This window comes from Micromonospora kangleipakensis, assembly GCF_004217615.1.
GTDB lineage: Bacteria > Actinomycetota > Actinomycetes > Mycobacteriales > Micromonosporaceae > Micromonospora > Micromonospora kangleipakensis.
This window is the reverse complement of the sequence record NZ_SHLD01000001.1, coordinates 3596591-3611142: the sequence shown is the minus strand read 5'-3', so window position 1 is coordinate 3611142 and position 14552 is coordinate 3596591. Positions and strand designations below refer to the sequence as shown.

At 66.9% G+C, this 14552-nt stretch carries 15 protein-coding genes and 1 pseudogene; 6 read left to right on the top strand and 10 right to left on the bottom strand.

The annotated features are described in order from the left end of the window. Window positions 1-96: 96 nt before the first annotated feature. On the bottom strand, window positions 97-987 hold the full coding sequence (locus tag EV384_RS17300; protein WP_165439968.1) for a TolB family protein: 891 nt from the start codon (window positions 985-987) through the stop codon (window positions 97-99). A 311-nt stretch (window positions 988-1298) separates the two neighbouring features. Between EV384_RS17300 and EV384_RS17295 the strand changes: the two genes are divergently transcribed. Further along, on the top strand, window positions 1299-2054 hold the full coding sequence (locus EV384_RS17295) for an IclR family transcriptional regulator (RefSeq protein ID WP_130334654.1): 756 nt from the start codon (window positions 1299-1301) through the stop codon (window positions 2052-2054). A gap of 135 nt (window positions 2055-2189) precedes the next feature. On the opposite strand, the gene EV384_RS34865 is transcribed toward EV384_RS17295, so the two are convergent. From EV384_RS34865 to EV384_RS17285, 3 genes are all read right to left on the bottom strand, one after another. Continuing rightward, window positions 2190-2609: a hypothetical protein gene (locus EV384_RS34865; RefSeq protein WP_165439967.1), complete on the bottom strand. Its 420-nt coding sequence runs from the start codon at window positions 2607-2609 to the stop codon at window positions 2190-2192. 365 nt (window positions 2610-2974) lie between these two features. Beyond that, window positions 2975-3739 (bottom strand): hypothetical protein, encoded by a 765-nt coding sequence (locus EV384_RS17290; RefSeq protein WP_130334652.1) that lies wholly within the window; start codon window positions 3737-3739, stop codon window positions 2975-2977. A 149-nt stretch (window positions 3740-3888) separates the two neighbouring features. Beyond that, window positions 3889-4344 carry a hypothetical protein gene (locus EV384_RS17285; RefSeq protein WP_130334650.1) on the bottom strand — a complete coding sequence of 152 codons (456 nt, stop codon included), beginning with the start codon at window positions 4342-4344 and terminating at the stop codon, window positions 3889-3891. Between the two features lie 678 nt (window positions 4345-5022). Between EV384_RS17285 and EV384_RS17280 the strand changes: the two genes are divergently transcribed. After that, a complete protein-coding gene (locus EV384_RS17280) occupies window positions 5023-6003 on the top strand; it encodes an endonuclease/exonuclease/phosphatase family protein (RefSeq protein WP_130334648.1) in 981 nt (326 codons plus the stop codon). 226 nt (window positions 6004-6229) lie between these two features. On the opposite strand, the pseudogene EV384_RS35420 reads toward EV384_RS17280, so the two are convergent. Continuing rightward, a pseudogene (locus EV384_RS35420) lies at window positions 6230-7419 on the bottom strand (IS1380 family transposase); the annotation flags it as partial. Between EV384_RS35420 and EV384_RS35415 the strand changes: the two are divergent. Both EV384_RS35415 and EV384_RS17270 read left to right on the top strand, forming a co-directional pair. After that, window positions 7360-7509, top strand: coding sequence for a hypothetical protein (locus EV384_RS35415; RefSeq protein ID WP_207232352.1), 150 nt, complete (start codon window positions 7360-7362; stop codon window positions 7507-7509). The pseudogene EV384_RS35420 and the gene EV384_RS35415 sit on opposite strands and share 60 nt — an antisense overlap. Before the next feature lie 12 nt (window positions 7510-7521). Then, on the top strand, window positions 7522-9558 hold the full coding sequence (locus tag EV384_RS17270; RefSeq protein ID WP_130334646.1) for a S1 family peptidase: 2037 nt from the start codon (window positions 7522-7524) through the stop codon (window positions 9556-9558). A gap of 31 nt (window positions 9559-9589) precedes the next feature. On the opposite strand, the gene EV384_RS34860 is transcribed toward EV384_RS17270, so the two are convergent. The 5 genes from EV384_RS34860 to EV384_RS17250 all read right to left on the bottom strand — a co-directional run bounded on the left by EV384_RS34860 (window position 9590) and on the right by EV384_RS17250 (window position 12644). Beyond that, window positions 9590-9730 carry a hypothetical protein gene (locus tag EV384_RS34860; protein ID WP_165439966.1) on the bottom strand — a complete coding sequence of 47 codons (141 nt, stop codon included), beginning with the start codon at window positions 9728-9730 and terminating at the stop codon, window positions 9590-9592. A 51-nt stretch (window positions 9731-9781) separates the two neighbouring features. Further along, entirely contained in the window at window positions 9782-10105 is a 324-nt protein-coding gene (locus tag EV384_RS35410; RefSeq protein ID WP_207232351.1) for an integrase core domain-containing protein, read from the bottom strand. After that, complete coding sequence (locus EV384_RS35405) at window positions 10105-10779, bottom strand: helix-turn-helix domain-containing protein (RefSeq protein ID WP_207232350.1); 675 nt, start codon at window positions 10777-10779, stop codon at window positions 10105-10107. The genes EV384_RS35410 and EV384_RS35405 overlap by 1 nt, the downstream gene beginning before the upstream one ends. A gap of 50 nt (window positions 10780-10829) precedes the next feature. Continuing rightward, entirely contained in the window at window positions 10830-11132 is a 303-nt protein-coding gene (locus EV384_RS36035) for a tyrosine-type recombinase/integrase (RefSeq protein WP_242624112.1), read from the bottom strand. A gap of 798 nt (window positions 11133-11930) precedes the next feature. Then, window positions 11931-12644 (bottom strand): gamma-glutamyl-gamma-aminobutyrate hydrolase family protein, encoded by a 714-nt coding sequence (locus tag EV384_RS17250; RefSeq protein WP_165439965.1) that lies wholly within the window; start codon window positions 12642-12644, stop codon window positions 11931-11933. 474 nt (window positions 12645-13118) lie between these two features. Here EV384_RS17250 and EV384_RS36030 point away from each other — a divergent pair, with 474 nt between their 5' ends. Together EV384_RS36030 and EV384_RS34855 are read left to right on the top strand one after the other, a co-directional pair. Further along, entirely contained in the window at window positions 13119-14216 is a 1098-nt protein-coding gene (locus EV384_RS36030) for an integrase core domain-containing protein (RefSeq protein ID WP_130334640.1), read from the top strand. After that, entirely contained in the window at window positions 14213-14353 is a 141-nt protein-coding gene (locus EV384_RS34855; protein ID WP_165439963.1) for a hypothetical protein, read from the top strand. Before EV384_RS36030 ends, EV384_RS34855 begins: the two co-directional genes overlap by 4 nt. The last annotated feature ends 199 nt before the right edge of the window (window positions 14354-14552 follow it).

Sequence of the window (14552 nt, the reverse complement as noted above, 5' to 3'; positions counted from 1 at the left end):
AGGGTTTTGGAACCCGACACGCCGCCGGAACCAACACGGGCGAGCGCGAAGAGGAAGCGGCCGCAAGGCTCGCTCCCTTTCTTCGTTCCTCGGGCCTCAGTGCCGCGCTGCCGGCCCCCAGTCGATGAACCGGGGGACGATCGTTGACGACTGGAAGATCTTGTGGAGGTCCGACCCGTCGGGGCGGATCCGGTACATCGTAGGCACCAGGCCCGGGCCCTCGAGCCTAAAGACGATCCACTGACCATCCGGCGAGTAGCCGCCCACGTTGGCGCGGAACCCAGCCGGGTAATGCGTCAAGTAGGTCCAGTCGCTGCCGTCCGGCCGGACCGTCACAATGTTGACGGCTTCATCCGGGGCAGGCTCAGAGTTGTCACTAACGACCAGGTGCTGGCCGTCCGGCGACCAGTCGTGCTTGTAGGTGACCGAGATCGACGGCGAGATCTGGACAATGCCGCTGCCGTCGATGTTCGCTACGAACAAGGCGCCGTCGGGCGGGCCCTTGAAACTGGTCTTCCGACCATCGGGCGAGACGTTCGGATCGGGCCCACCAGGGTCGGTGATGAACCGCTTGTCGGAGCCGTCGACATCCATGCTCCAGATCTGCTCGACCTCCAAGGCGACGTCGAAGCGGGTGTACACGAGCCTCGAACCGTCCGGAGTGAAGGACGCATCACCCTGGCAGAGACCCGGATCCTCGGCGAGAACGCTGAGGTCGCCTCCGTCGGCGTCCATGATGGCCACCGAACACTCGTTGAGTGTGAACGCGATCCGGCGCCCATCCGGGGACCAGTCCGGGAGGGCCGCGGCGCCGTCGACGTGGGTGATCTGGTGCAACTGGTGCCCGTTCGCCCGAACGGTGAAGATCTGCAGCCCCTGCTCTGTTTCGGCCTGGAAGGCGATGAGGCCATTGCGGCCTGGGAAGGTTGCGCCCGCAGCGGGCGCAAACGCGATGGTCGCGACGGTCGCGAGAGCCACAATTGCCAAGACCGCCGCTCCACGCCTTGGTCGTTTCATCGGGAAACTCCTATCTCGTCTGATATGGCGATCAAGCCCGTCGTGGAATAACTCGTCGCGACCACCGTGGACGCAGTGCTCCCTGGATCGGGGCGTGAGTTATGCACAGGATAGAGCCGTCGATATGGACGGTCCAGATTTGCGAATCACTCACTGACACGACTGCCAGTTCGCCTCGGCGTTCGGCGTCCGGGCGTTCGAGGAGGTCCGACACCGCGCCGATCCCGGCCGCGTCGTAGATCCGACACGCTGGAGGGTTTCGGTACGCGATCATTGACGCCATGGACGACCACACCGTCACAGGCCGGGTGATGGCGGTGCTCGAGGCGGTCGGCGCCCTCGAGGAGGCGGCGACGCTGGCCGCGCTGACCCGTCACACCGGCATTCCGAAGCCGACCGTTCGGCGTATCGCGGCCGATCTGGCCGCCCGTGGAATGCTCAACCGCGACGCCACCGGCTACCGGTTGGGCCCGCGTCTGCTGGAGTTCGGCGCCCAGGCCGCCTGGCAGCAGGGCCTGCGCCAGGCTGCCACCCCGTACGTACAAGATCTCTTCGCGCGTACCCGTGAGATCGTCTGGCTGTCCGTCTTCACTGAGACGACCAACGTGGTGCTGGAAACCGCTTTCGGAACCGACCGGGTGGACGACATGCGCCGGCCCTGGCCGACCGCAATCCGCGGCGCGCATTTCCTGGCCACCGCGTCCGGGCGGATCCTTCTCGGCGACCGGCCGGACCTGACGGAATACCTACGCTCGCGACCCCTGCCAAGGATGACGCCGTACACCCCCACCCAGCCGGAAAAGGTTCTCGCCGCCATCGACACAGCCCGCAACGCCGGTGTCGCCATCGAACATGAAGAGTCCATGCGCGGATACAACTGCATCGCCGCCGGCGTGCACGGCCCGGACCGGCGGATCATCGGCGTCGTCGGTGTGAGCGGCCGGACCGGAAGCCTTGCCGTCGAACGCCTCGCCCGCCCACTGCTCGCCGCAGCCTCGTACATTGAGCAGGCATTCCACCGTACCGAGACCACGTAATAGCGGCAGCCCACCGCCGAGGATTTCGTGAAGTGACGTTGTGGGTGCCGAAAACGCCATCCATGGGCTGTGACTTGCGGTTCCCGGATACAGCTGAAGGCCGAGATACGCGGTACGCCAGGATGATCGATCGTGCTACTGCGACTGCCCTACCTGGCGCTGACGAGCGTGTTCACCCTCATCCGGCTGCTGCCGACGAGCGATTCCGACAAGAACGTCGAGATTCTTGCGCTGCGCCACCAGCTCGCCTGACGGGTGCAATCTGGCGGCTCGGACGTTGCGAAGCGCCGCGTCGACGTTGGTCAGGGTCGGCGCCGCCAGCGCCACCGCGAACCCATACGAGGGCAGCACCCCGAGCACGCTGGCAACCACAATGCTCAGCTCGCTGCCCTCCCCGACACGCCCGTCGTCGACAAGCGCCGTGACGGCGAACCCGGCGACGGCCAGGACCGTCGCCAGCACTGGCCAGCGCGTGCGCACGCGCTCCTCGACCGTCGACCGGCGCCGATACCGGTAAACCTGCGCCCCCAGCATCACGACGATGCTGACCATCATCGTCGACCCCTGCGGGTGCCGAAAGCTCGGCCGAGCCTGTGACCTGGCACTCCGTCTCCCATCTCGATCGACCTACATGATCGACTTGAACGCGTTCAGGAACCATGTCTCCTAATCTGAACGCGTTCATCTTCAGAACGCCGTCGCCGGGCATAATTCGGAAAATGCCCAGGTCGCGGGCTTGGCTGAGTATTGGCACCCCACAGGCAGCGTAGCCGAAACGACTTTGCGAGCCCCACAGGCAACCTCCACGAATACCGACGGGCCCCTTGACCTGCCCGGACGGTATTTCCGGCACCTACAAGGACAAGCTACCTCAAACTAGCTGAACAGTTTCGGCTCCAGCCATTCATCGATGGCGCGGGTCAGCTGCGAACGAACTCTAACCGGATCCGATTGTCGTCGGGCAACACAATCACGACTCCCCGCGTGAGCGTCCAGTCGGCTGGCACGAGAAAGTATTTGCCGCCCCTGCGATCCATCATTCGCAACCCCGAGTACCGGTATCGGAACGCGGTCTGGTCCGGACCGACGACCTCGGTGCGGACTCCGGGCGCATCTATGTGCAGCGGATTAGTGCTGTAGACCACCACGCCGACCTGGCCTGACAACTGATCGGCGAAATCGCGGGCCAGCGAGTCGCCTTGCACCTCCGCGTAGTTCGAGGCCGACCAGAAGAGGCAGGCCGCCGTGCCGAGCGCAATGAGCCCTCGCAGAAGATCGTAGTGGGATTGCTCCCTGCCGGTGTACTCACGGTTAAGGTGCGCCCGGTAGAGCAGGAGCAGCAGTCCAGCGGCGATGCTGAGCGGGAACGCCACGTACCCCTGGGCGCTCCACCGGAATGCGGCGACGTAGGCCAGGGTCAGCGGGATAGGCCATACGGTGGCCAGGATGCGGCTGAGCCAGCGTACGGCGTGGGGGCGGCCGCCGATCATCCGGGTTATCCCGTGGTCAATCCACAGCCAGGCGAACCCTGCTACCCCAAGCAGGGCCAGCAGGCCGAAGACCGGACCGACGCTGCGCAGCACGTACTCCTGAGTAGTCATGCTAAACAGGCTCTCGTCGATGCCGAGCGCTTGGGCCTGGGTCTTGCTGCGCCGCCAGCCGAAGTACACCAGCAGTGCGGTCAAGGCGCTCAGGTTGGCCAATAGCAGGAGGGCTAGCCGACCGACAAACCCTTGCCCGTTGTCATGGCCATCGGCCGACGCCGCCGGGGTTGCCCGGTGGCGCTGTTGTTGGATCGCCCGCCAACCTGTCGGGCTCGTCGCTGCGGGTCGGCTCACGACGGCGACTGGGACGACGTCGACTCGGTCGGATCAGGTGGCACCACTTCGGGCGGCGCCAGCGGGGACGGCGACAGATTGCCGACCGGATCTTTCCTCGGCTCTTTTGTCCACGGCGGAGACTGGCCCCCAGGGCACGTGTAGGCGCTGCGGGGCCGCTGGTAGATCAGGCTCGACGCGGACTTGTAATATTCGCACGCTGCGCGGGGTTCAGGATCTGGCAGAAGGCCTTGCCAGCCATAGCCTTTCGCTCGGAGAAACGTCCTGGTGCCCCGCTCGACATTGCCCTGGCAGAAGTAGATGGCAGCCTGAGCCAACAGCACGTTGCGCGGAGTGAAGAAGGTAAACCAGGTGCGGTTGAGCTCATCTTGCGCGGCTCGGCACCGGCCCCGTCGCAGCTGGTCGTAGACGTCCCGTTCCTGCTCCTGCGGAGCCACATCGCCGGTCGGCAATCCCCATGTGTACTTCTTCTTCGGCAGCGGCGCCGGCTGAGGCGTGCGTGTGTAGCTTGAGGCTGCGCCCGGGCCAGACTGAGAGTCGGCGCCAGGCGCCGGAGCGGGACTTGTGCTGGAACCTAGTCCTGAATCGGGGCCTTGCAGCGCCGGACTGTTACAGGCGCCAAGCATGATCGCGACAAAGAGCGGAACGCCTAATTTGGCGGCTCGGCGAACGAAGCGGAAGGTGGGTGTCCGCATACCGGCCCCCTATTGCAGGTGTCGAAACCTACCCTATCCACGCTAAGCCAACCGGCGCCGGACCGGCATCGGCTTTTGGGCTCTACTGACGTTGTCGTCGGTGGGTTGAGCGCGTCGTAGTAGTAGGTCCCACCGACCTTGACAAGTTCCGGGACGCCGGGACGGCGCAGCGGTCACACGCCGATCGGACGCCGAGCGCAAGTATCCCGAGTCGGCTGACGACGGCGTGTTAGTCGACGCCTTCGAGTTCGACGGACCCGAGCCACGCGGCCGGTAGTCGTGGTTGCTTCGCTCCAGCGGTTGCCCAGGGCGACTGCCGAGCGATGCCGTGTCCTGGAAGGACCTGGTCGCGTTGGCGACTAACGGGCACCTCCGGTGACGTTGGTGTGGTCGAATCGTGGCGTCCGCTCCCGCGGCGACCCGGGGAGGGCTGGCATGACGTCGACCTACTATGTGGCCTGGTGGAACGTCGAGAACCTGTTCGACGAGGAGAACTCACCACGGCGCAGCGAGAAACTCGCCCGCGTGCTCGGCAAGTCGATCGTGGGATGGACCGCCGCCCTACGTGATCGCAAGATCGACCAGTTGGCGTCGGTCATCTCGCGGATGAACGCCGGCGCCGGCCCGGACCTGCTGGGCATCTGCGAGGTGGAGAACGAGGTCGTCGTAGGTCGGCTCGCCGGGGTAGTCAACGCCCGACTGCCGCAGCGCAACTATCAGGTCGTTCACGCCGACACTGCCGACGAGCGGGGGATCGACATCGCGTTCCTGTTCGACCCGGCGCTGCTGAGCGCCCCCGTCGGCGAGCGATTCCAGCACGTGGTCATGCGCCGTACGGCCACCAGAGAGATCGTCCAGGTCAACTTCCGCACGCACCGGGGCCGTACCTGGGCGGTCTTCGGTAACCACTGGCCCTCGCGCAGCGGCGGGCAGGCAGAGTCGGCTGGCTACCGTGCTATCGCCGGGGAAACCCTCGCCTACTTTCATCAGCGGGTGTGGGAGGTCCACGGCGAGCACACCCCGGCCCTGGTGATGGGGGACTTCAACGATGAGCCGTTCGATGAGTCCCTGGTCCGCCACGCATTGAGCACCCGCCAACCTGCCAAGGTAGTCCGTGCCGACATCCCAAGGTTGTGGAACTTGATGTGGCCGATTGTCGGTGCCGGGGAGGGCACGTTCTACTTCGACAACTTCACCAACGTGCTCGACCAGTTCCTGATCAACCGGAACATGGTCAGCGATACCTCCACCATCCTGGCGGTAACCGACAGCGTCGAGATCGTTCGCTTCCCGGGGATGGCAAGCACCGGCACGTACGCCAGCCCGTTACCGTTCGGCGGAATGGGAAAGGCAGTCAACCCCGACGGCTTCTCCGACCACTTCCCGATTGCGGTGAAAGTCCACGAGGCCGACTGAACCCTGTGGCTCGTAAAGTCGGTTCGGCTGCGCTGCCTGCCAATATTCGTTGATCAATCCGCCCAGCCTCGATGATTCGTGGGTTTCGCCTGCTCTGTTCGCCCGGCCACATTAATCGTATTCCGTTGATGGGTTGTGTCGGCTGGGCATGGTGAGGGGCCGTCTGTCGCGGCGGTGGGCGTGGTCTCCTGGGTCCTCCGGTCGTCGGGATAGCGGCTGGGTTGGGTCAGCCGGGTGCGGGGATCGCCGCGATCCGGGTGAACGCGGCGGTGATCTGGGCGGCCCAGGGCCAGGTGGCGGGGATGCGTAGCCAGCGGCGACGTTGGCCGCGGGTCAGGTGGGCGGCGGTGTGCAGGACGCGGTAGCGCAGCCGTTTCGGCTCGGCCTAGGCGAGGTCGCCGTCGAGGGCGAGGATCTGCAGCCAGGCGATCAGGTCAGCGGCGATCGCGGCGGAGGCGCACCAGGCTTGGTTGATGGGGAACTCGCGGGAGGGTAGCCGGCGCAGGCCGGTGTCCTTGGCGCAGCGGATCCGGTCCTCGACGCGGGCGTGCGCGCGGTGCCGGGCTTCCAACCACTGCAGCGCCCCGGCCGGGGTGTTGGTGACGAACGCTGTGTAGCGCCAGCCGTCACGCTCCTCGAACAGCGACAGCTGCGCGCCTGGGTGGGGCCGTTCCCGGCGCACGATCACCCGCATCCCGTCTGGCCAGCCAAACGGGGTAAGCAGGCCGGTCAGCTCGGCCACCTCGGCGCCGTCGCGCACCTGTCCGTCGGCGCTGATCGCCGGTGACCAGGCCGAAGCGGCCAGCGCGGTGATGGCGGCGCGTTCGGATTCGCCGATCGACCAGCCGATCGAGTACTCCATCCGCCGCCGGGCGGTGTTCTCGGCGGTGAGCCAGTCCAGCACGGCGTGGGTGGCCGCCGCGCTGTCGCCGCGGATGAGCAGTTGACGCCGATGCTGGGCGGGGATCTGCGCGATCGCTTCGCTGAGCACGTCCAGGTGATCGAGGGCGGTGTTCGCTCCGGCGTTGCCCGGCCGCAGCTTGACGACCAGCAGTTCGCCGGTGTTGTCGCAGGTCACCAGGATCGGATGGAAGCCATAGCTGTGCTTGTAGGTCGGCGCGGCACCGTCCTTGTCGCTGTGGGCGATCACGATCGTGGAGTCCACATCCAGCACGACCATCCCGGCGCCGATGTCCCGGCCGGCCGCCTTCGCGGCCGGTGGGCCACCGAACACCTTCCACAGCCGGACACGCACCTTGGCGCGGGCTCGGGCGATGCGACGCAGTTGTCCCGCGCCGATGTCGTCGCACGCCACACCGTGGTGGCCGAGGCCACCAGCCCGAACACCTCACGCTGATGGCGCAGCACGTCGATATCCGCGATCGCCTCACCGCCGTCAGCGATCAGCACGGCGAGACCGCCATGGTCGGCAGGACGTCGGAAGGCGGACACCGTCTCGAAGGCGACTGCGCATGGCGGGGTTCCGTTGACCCTGGAGACACGTGAGAGGTGTGTGTGATGGACCAGCTCGTTCAGCTACGTCGGGAGCAGGTGCGGCAGTGCGCGGCCGCCTCGCAGCGATTTGAGCAGTACCGCAGCGCCCGCGCGGCCAACCTGGAGAAGCAGGAGGCCGGGAAACGGCTGGTGGGCACGCAGGAGCAGCTCGAGGCCAGGGCCGGTCGACTGATCCGCACCGGTGAGGTGCAGGTCGGGGCGATGCTCGACGCTGCTCGGACGGAGTTGTCGCGACCGTTGCTGCTGGAGCGGATCATCGGCGAGTCGAAGGACCTGCAGGCGTCGAGCTTCCTCGCCCGGGGCGCTCGCGCGGCGGCGAGCGTGGCCCGCATCTCGATCCGGGACGACGGTCGCGAGCTGCCGCTGGGCACCGGGTTCTTGGTGTCGCCACGGCTGCTGCTGACGAACAACCACGTGCTGCCGGACCCGGCGGTCGCACGCCAGGTGGTGATCGAGTTCGGTGCCGAGATGAGCGTGGAGAACCTGCCGCTGGTGCCGCTGCGCTACGACCTCGATCCGGACGGCTTGTTCGTGACCGATGTCGAGTTGGACTTCACCCTCGTGCTGGTGTCGCCCGGGGCTGATCGGCAACCGCCGGGCGTCGTGTTCGGCTGGAACCGCCTGGTCGCCCAACTGGGCAAGATCCTCGTTGGCGAGGCGGTGAACATAGTCGGCCACCCGATGGGCCGGAAGAAGGAGATCGCCATCCGGAACAACCGGCTCGAGGTTGAGCTGACGAAGTTCCTGCACTATTCGACTGACACCGAGCCCGGCAACTCCGGCTCCCCGGTCTTCAATGACCAGTGGGAGGTTGTTGCGCTGCACCACTGCGGCGTTCCGCGCACCGACGACCAGGGTCGAGTGTTGCGCCGTAGCGGGGCCCTGTGGAGCGAGGGTGACGGCGACGACGCGATCGACTGGATGGCCAACGAGGGCGCGCGGGTCAGCGTCATCGTCAAACATCTGGCCTCCCTCGACCCCGACGCACAACACCGTACGTTGCTGGCCGAGATGGGCCCTGAGGCGGGACTCGGGGGCGGCCCGATCGTCGTGGCCCCCGCCGCCGCCGTCCCGGTCTGCGCCGGCCCGTCGGTCGACCTCGAGGCGGCAGTCGTACGCCGCGGCGTACCCGCCCGGCCGGGGGCGCTCGGTGGTAACCATCTGCTGTTCCTGCACGGCCGCGGCCAGGAAGGGCACGACCCGGGCGCGATGCGCCGGTCGTGGACCGCGGCGCTGAACCACGGGTTGACGCTGGCGGGGCTGCACACGATCGACCCCGTCGACGTGTGGTTCCCATTCTACGGCGACCGGTTCATGGAAACGGTGCGCACGACCGAGAGCGCGTTCGTCTCGATCGAGGCGCTGTCGGCGCAGCCGGCGGCGACGCTGGCGCCGGCGGCACCGTCCACCCGCATCCTGTACGAGACGCTCGTCGCCGAGGCGGCCGCGTGCGCGGGAATGCCCGACGTCGACGTGCTCGCGCCCGAGGGGCGGTTCTCCCACCTCGTCGGGCTCGTGGTCTCCAAGCTGCAGCGGCAGCTGAGCTGGGTGGCCGCCCGCAGCGGCCTGGACACGTTCGTCATCGCACAGATCCTTCGAGACGTCGCGGCCTACCTCGACAACGAACGTGTCCGCCGGGCCGTGCTCGACGCCGTCCGCGAGACGCTGCCCGCGTCGGGCCGGCTGGTCATCGTCAGCCACAGCCTCGGCACCGTGGTGGCCATGGACCTGATCCACGAACTGGCGCCCAACCTTGACGTCGCCCTGCTCGTCACGGCCGGCAGCCCACTCGGCATCGACTCGGTATACAACCGCCTGCTCCTATGCGGGCCCAACCGGCCAGAACGCATCGCCCGTTGGCTGAACACCTGGTGCCCGGCCGACGCCGTGGCGATCGGATGCCCGCTGCACGACGACTGGCGAGGCCAGCTCGACGAGATCGCCGTCGACAACCCCAAGGAACGCGCACACAACATCACCGACTACCTCACCCACCACCCGGTAGCCCGGGCCGTGGCCGAAGCACTCAAGCTGTCATGAGGCGAGCCCGGCCCCTCGATCCGCGGCGGGGTCAGCGCAGCGCGCAGATGCCAGTGGCGCCGTCTTCCGCAGGATCAACAGCTCGACGTCCTTGGGCGCCGCCGTCCCAGGCGAGTTGAGCCAACATCTGCAGGATCTGGCGAAGGCGCAGGTACGCCAACGAGGCACTCACGGCCTGGATCGTCGTCGCCGCCGTTAGGCGAACCCCGCACAAAACCGCACGTCACAGTCTTCGAACCAGATTTACGAGACCCACAGGTTGTTGGTGCCGGGCTTGGTGCGGCCGGTGCTCGTTGTAGTGGGCCACGGACTCGTCGAGGGTGGCCAGTAGGTGCCGCCAGTTGTAGATCAGCATCCGGTCGAGGCACTCACGGCGGACCGTGCGGACCCACCGCTCCGCGTACTCGTTGGTCCGCGGCGCCCTCGGCGGGGTTCGCAGGATCTCGATGCCCTCGGTGGCGAAGACCTCGTCGAACGGCGCGATGTACTTGCTGTCATGATCCGGGATCGAGAACCTGAACTGGGCGACTCTGTCGCCGAGGTCCATCAACAGGTTCCGGGCCTGCTGAGTGACCCACTCCCCGTCGGATGCTCGGTGGCGCCGAGAATGTGCACCCGCCGGGTGCTGACCTCCATCAGGAACAGTGCGTAGATGCGGGTCAGCCCGATCGTGTCCACGTGCAGGAAATCGCAGGCCAGGACGCCGTTGGCCTGGGCGGTCAGGAACTGGGTCCAGGTCGGCCCGCCGCGCCGCGGAGCCGGGTCGACACCGGCATCGGTCAGGATCGTCCACACCGTGCTCGGTGCCACCCGATAACCCAATCTGAATAGTTCTCCCTGTACCCGGCGGTGGCCCCAGGTCGGGTTCTCGCGGGCCAGGCGCAGCACCAGGGCGCGGATCTCCGCCCCTATCGGAGGGCGCCCGGGTCGTCGTTTCGGGTAGGTCCACTTCCTGGCGACCAGCTCACGGTGCCACCGCAGAAGGGTGGCGGGGGTGACGACGAACGTCGACCAGCGGGAACGAGGCAGCAGCTGAGACAGGGCTGGCAGGACGGCTCGGTCGACGGGCTCCAGGTCCAGGCGTGCGACCTGGCGGCGCAGAACCGCGACCTGATGACGTAACACAGAAATCTCGACATCTTTCGATCGCTCGCCGCGCATTCCCTGTGCCACCAGCCGCAGGATCTGACACAAGATCAGATATCCGAAGTGCAGGAGCATGCCCGACACCATGCTCCCCGACGGGCTGGCGGGCCACACAAAGCCGCACCTCAGAGGCCAGAGCCGGGTTTCCGAGCGGTACAGGCGCCCTTGTGCTTGTCCCGGGCCCGCAGATACCGGCTCAGCGCCCGAGCGGTCTTGGGCCCGAACCGTACCCGCCGGTCCTTGGCGCCCTTGCCGTGGAAGTGCACCGACTCCGTGTTGAGGTCCACGTCGGCAACCAGAAGGTTGCCCACCTCCGACAGCCGGGCGCCGGTGTTGCAGTACAGCCGAATCAGCGCCTCGTCGCGCAGGTTCGCGAAGCCCTTGCCCTTACACGCGTCGAGGAGCTTGCCGGTGTCCTCGTCGCGCATGACGGGGATCAGCTTGCGGGGTGTCTTCGGTTGCCGCACCCGATCCATCGGCGTCCGGTCGAGTGCTCCCCCACATAGCGGCCAAGCTGGGCAGCAGCGAGAAGGTAGTTGTAGCGGGTCGTCTCCGGGTAGTTCCCGGCACGCAGCGACCGGTCCCAGTCCCGGAGGAACCCGGCCCAGGTCCGGGACAGTCCGACGGTGAGCTTCTGAAGATCGAGGAGTGGCATTCGGCACCTGCCCGAGTCAAGGAGTCCAACAGCGGCGTGCTAGACCAGGCATCCATGCCGAGCAATGAAAAGAGGGCTCCCGCAAGTCTCTGAACTGCGGGAACCCTCTCGCTGTCGGGACGGCCGGATTCGAACCGACGACCCCTTGTTACCGACTGCAGCCGCCCCGAGCTTGTCATTGCTTGCTGCAAGTGGTCCTTGGCCTGCACAGACAGGGCGGGGCGTTGGTCTCTTCTTGTCACTGGTTGTGGACGTCAGGACAGGGTTTTCGGGGGGTAAACGGGGGGCACCGTCGGAACCGCCCACGCCTGAACAGCACTCCCCACCACTATGGAGTTGCACGCGCACCGAAGGACGCACCGGCTCTTCGCATCACTAGCAGTCGAGCCGTGGGGGTTCGTGTCGGAGGGGAATTGAGCACTCACGCGTAGCATCCGTTATACAAACGAGTGTTCCTGCCCGATGCTGGTCTGGCCAGAGTCGGAGGATCCTGCGGAGGAGCCGCTCCCTGCGGAGCAGTCGGCGAGGACGAGGGCGAGAGCCGCGGCGACGCCGACAATGCTGAGCTTCTTCATGGTTGTCCCTGCTTGGTTTGTGCGGTGGAGGCGACTGCCGTGGTGAAGGCCGTCATCAGCGTGGCGAGTTGTTCAGGGTCGGCGTCGGGGTCTTCGGGGTGCCACTGGACGCCGAGCACCCAGCCTTCAGTGCCCTCGATGGCCTCGATGACCCCGTCGGACGCGGCCGCGGAGGCCCGAAGGCCGGCGCCGACGGCATCGACGGCCTGGTGGTGGCCGGAGCGGATGTCAAGCTGCGCGCGTCCGTAGATGCCGGCCAGCAGCGTGCCGGGGATGATCTCGATGGCGTGGGTGGTCATCGTTGAGTTATCGGATTCGATGTTGTGTATCGTTCCGGGGCCTAGATCCTGTATCAGTGACCCGCCGGCGGCGACGTTGAGTGCTTGCATGCCGCGGCAGATGCCGAGGAGCGGTAGACGGGCGTCGAGCGCGGCGCGGGCCAACCCGAGTTCGAAAGCGTCGGCGGTGGCGTCGATGCCATACAGGTTCTTCACCTGGCACTGTCGCCCATAGGTGGCGGGATCCAGGTCAGCGCCACCGAGGATGAGCACGCCGTCTGCGTCGCCCACCAGCTCCGCCGGATCGTCGACGGGGCGGGCGGCGTCGACCAGCAGGACCTCTGCCCCGGCCGCTTCTGCCGCGGCTGCCGCATTCTTCGCCAGGGTGTGGAGGAACTGCCGGAGCCAGTCGGAGCTCTGCTCCGCATCCATCGAATAGGACGCGACTAGCCGCCCCCGACGCCTCGCGGCGCTTGCAGAAGAGAGCTCAGATTGAGGCATGATTCTCCTTCGGCACACGGCCTCACGGCCTGAGAGCCGGAACCTATAACATGGTGCAAGAAGCTCTGGACGTGGTCCTTGCCCCGGTCACCGGCCGCGGCACCGCTGAGGTGATCGTCCGCCGCCTGACGGAGGGCATCACGTCAGGCGCGCTGCAGCCCGGCGATCGCCTGCCCGGGAAGAAGAGCTCGCGCGCATCTTCGGCGTGGCACCGATGCCCCTGCGCCAGGCGCTGTCCGCGCTCCGGAAGCTGGAGTACGTGGAGAACCTGCGGGTACCGAAAACCTCGTCCGTCCTGGTCACAATCCTCTTGATCACTGAGATCAGAACGCCGGTGCAGCCCCAAGCCCCTCGGCCCGGATGCGACCGTGATCGACGTTGAGCGCTGCGCGAGGATGACCGGCTGTGCTGTTGCGACTGGCCTACCTCGGTGTGACCAACGCTCTCGCGCCACTGCGGCTGCTGCCGATGAGCGACCGGGACAAGGACGCCGAGATCCTCGCGCTACGCCACCAGATCACCGTCCTCGAGCGGCAACTGCACGGCGAGAAGGTCCGGTTCACGCGGACTGAACGGGCATGGCTCGCCGCCCTGCTACACCAGCTGCCCCGCGACGTGCTGCGTGATATCCGGCTGCTGGTGCGCCCGGAGACTGTGCTGCGCTGGCACCGGGACCTGATCGCCCGCCGGCACGCCAGAATCTCCCGGCCCGCACGGGTCGGCCGGCCACGAACCATCCGGTCGACCCGCCGGCTGGTGCTGCGCCTAGCCCGCGAGAACAGCACCTGGGGTACCGCCGCATCCACGGCGAACTCCTCGTCCTGGGGCGTGAAGGTCGCGGCCTCCACCGTCTGGGAGATCCTCCAGCAGGCTGGTATCGACCCGGCGCCCCAGCGGACCAGCACCACCTGGGCGACATTCTTGCGTTCACAGGCGCAGGCCATCATCGCCGCCGACTTCTTCGAGACGACAACGTTGACCGGTGCCAGGCTGTACATCCTGGCGGTCATCGAACACGCCACCCGCCGGGTCCGGATCCTGGGCGCCACCGCCCACCCGACCACCGCCTGGGTGACCCAGGCCGCCCGGAACCTAGTGATGGACCTCGAAGACGCCAGATGCCAGGTGAAGTACTTGATCCGAGATCGAGACGGTAAGTACCCGGCCATGTTCGACGCGGTCCTCGCCGACGCCGGGATCACGGTCGTCCTCAGCGGTGTCCGGACGCCACGCATGAACTCGATCACGGAACGATGGATCCAAGCCGGCCGGCATGAACTGCTCGACCGGACACTGATCTGGAACCCAGCCCACCTGCTGCACGCCCTGCGCGAGTACGAACGCCACCACAACCGGCACCGCCCGCATCGCGGCATCGCCAACGCCCGCCCCCTGCATCCGCTGCCCGAACTGATCACCGACCCCGCGACGCTGACACGCCTACACGTCCACCGACACGATCGACTCGGCGGACTCCTCTACGAGTACCAGAATGCCGCTTGACCAGCGCGGATGAGGTTTTCGGCACCCGCAACGCCTTCATGCGGAACCTGCGCCGCCGACACTACGAACTCGCCGTCGACACCCCGCCCGCCACGCGGGTCGCTGCGGCGTTCGCCGAGCTGGCCAGTGCGATCTAAACCAAGCGCAAACGCCGGTTCACCGCGTCTGCCGAACTGTCAACGCAACAGCGCCGGTTGAACCGCAGACACCAGCGGACCGCGAGAACGATCACCTCGGGCGGGAACCGGAACCCGGCGAACGCCGACCTCGGTGGTGACCAGGACGGGGCACGAGATGGTGACCTCACCGGTCCAGCCTGACCACGCCGGTCAAGCC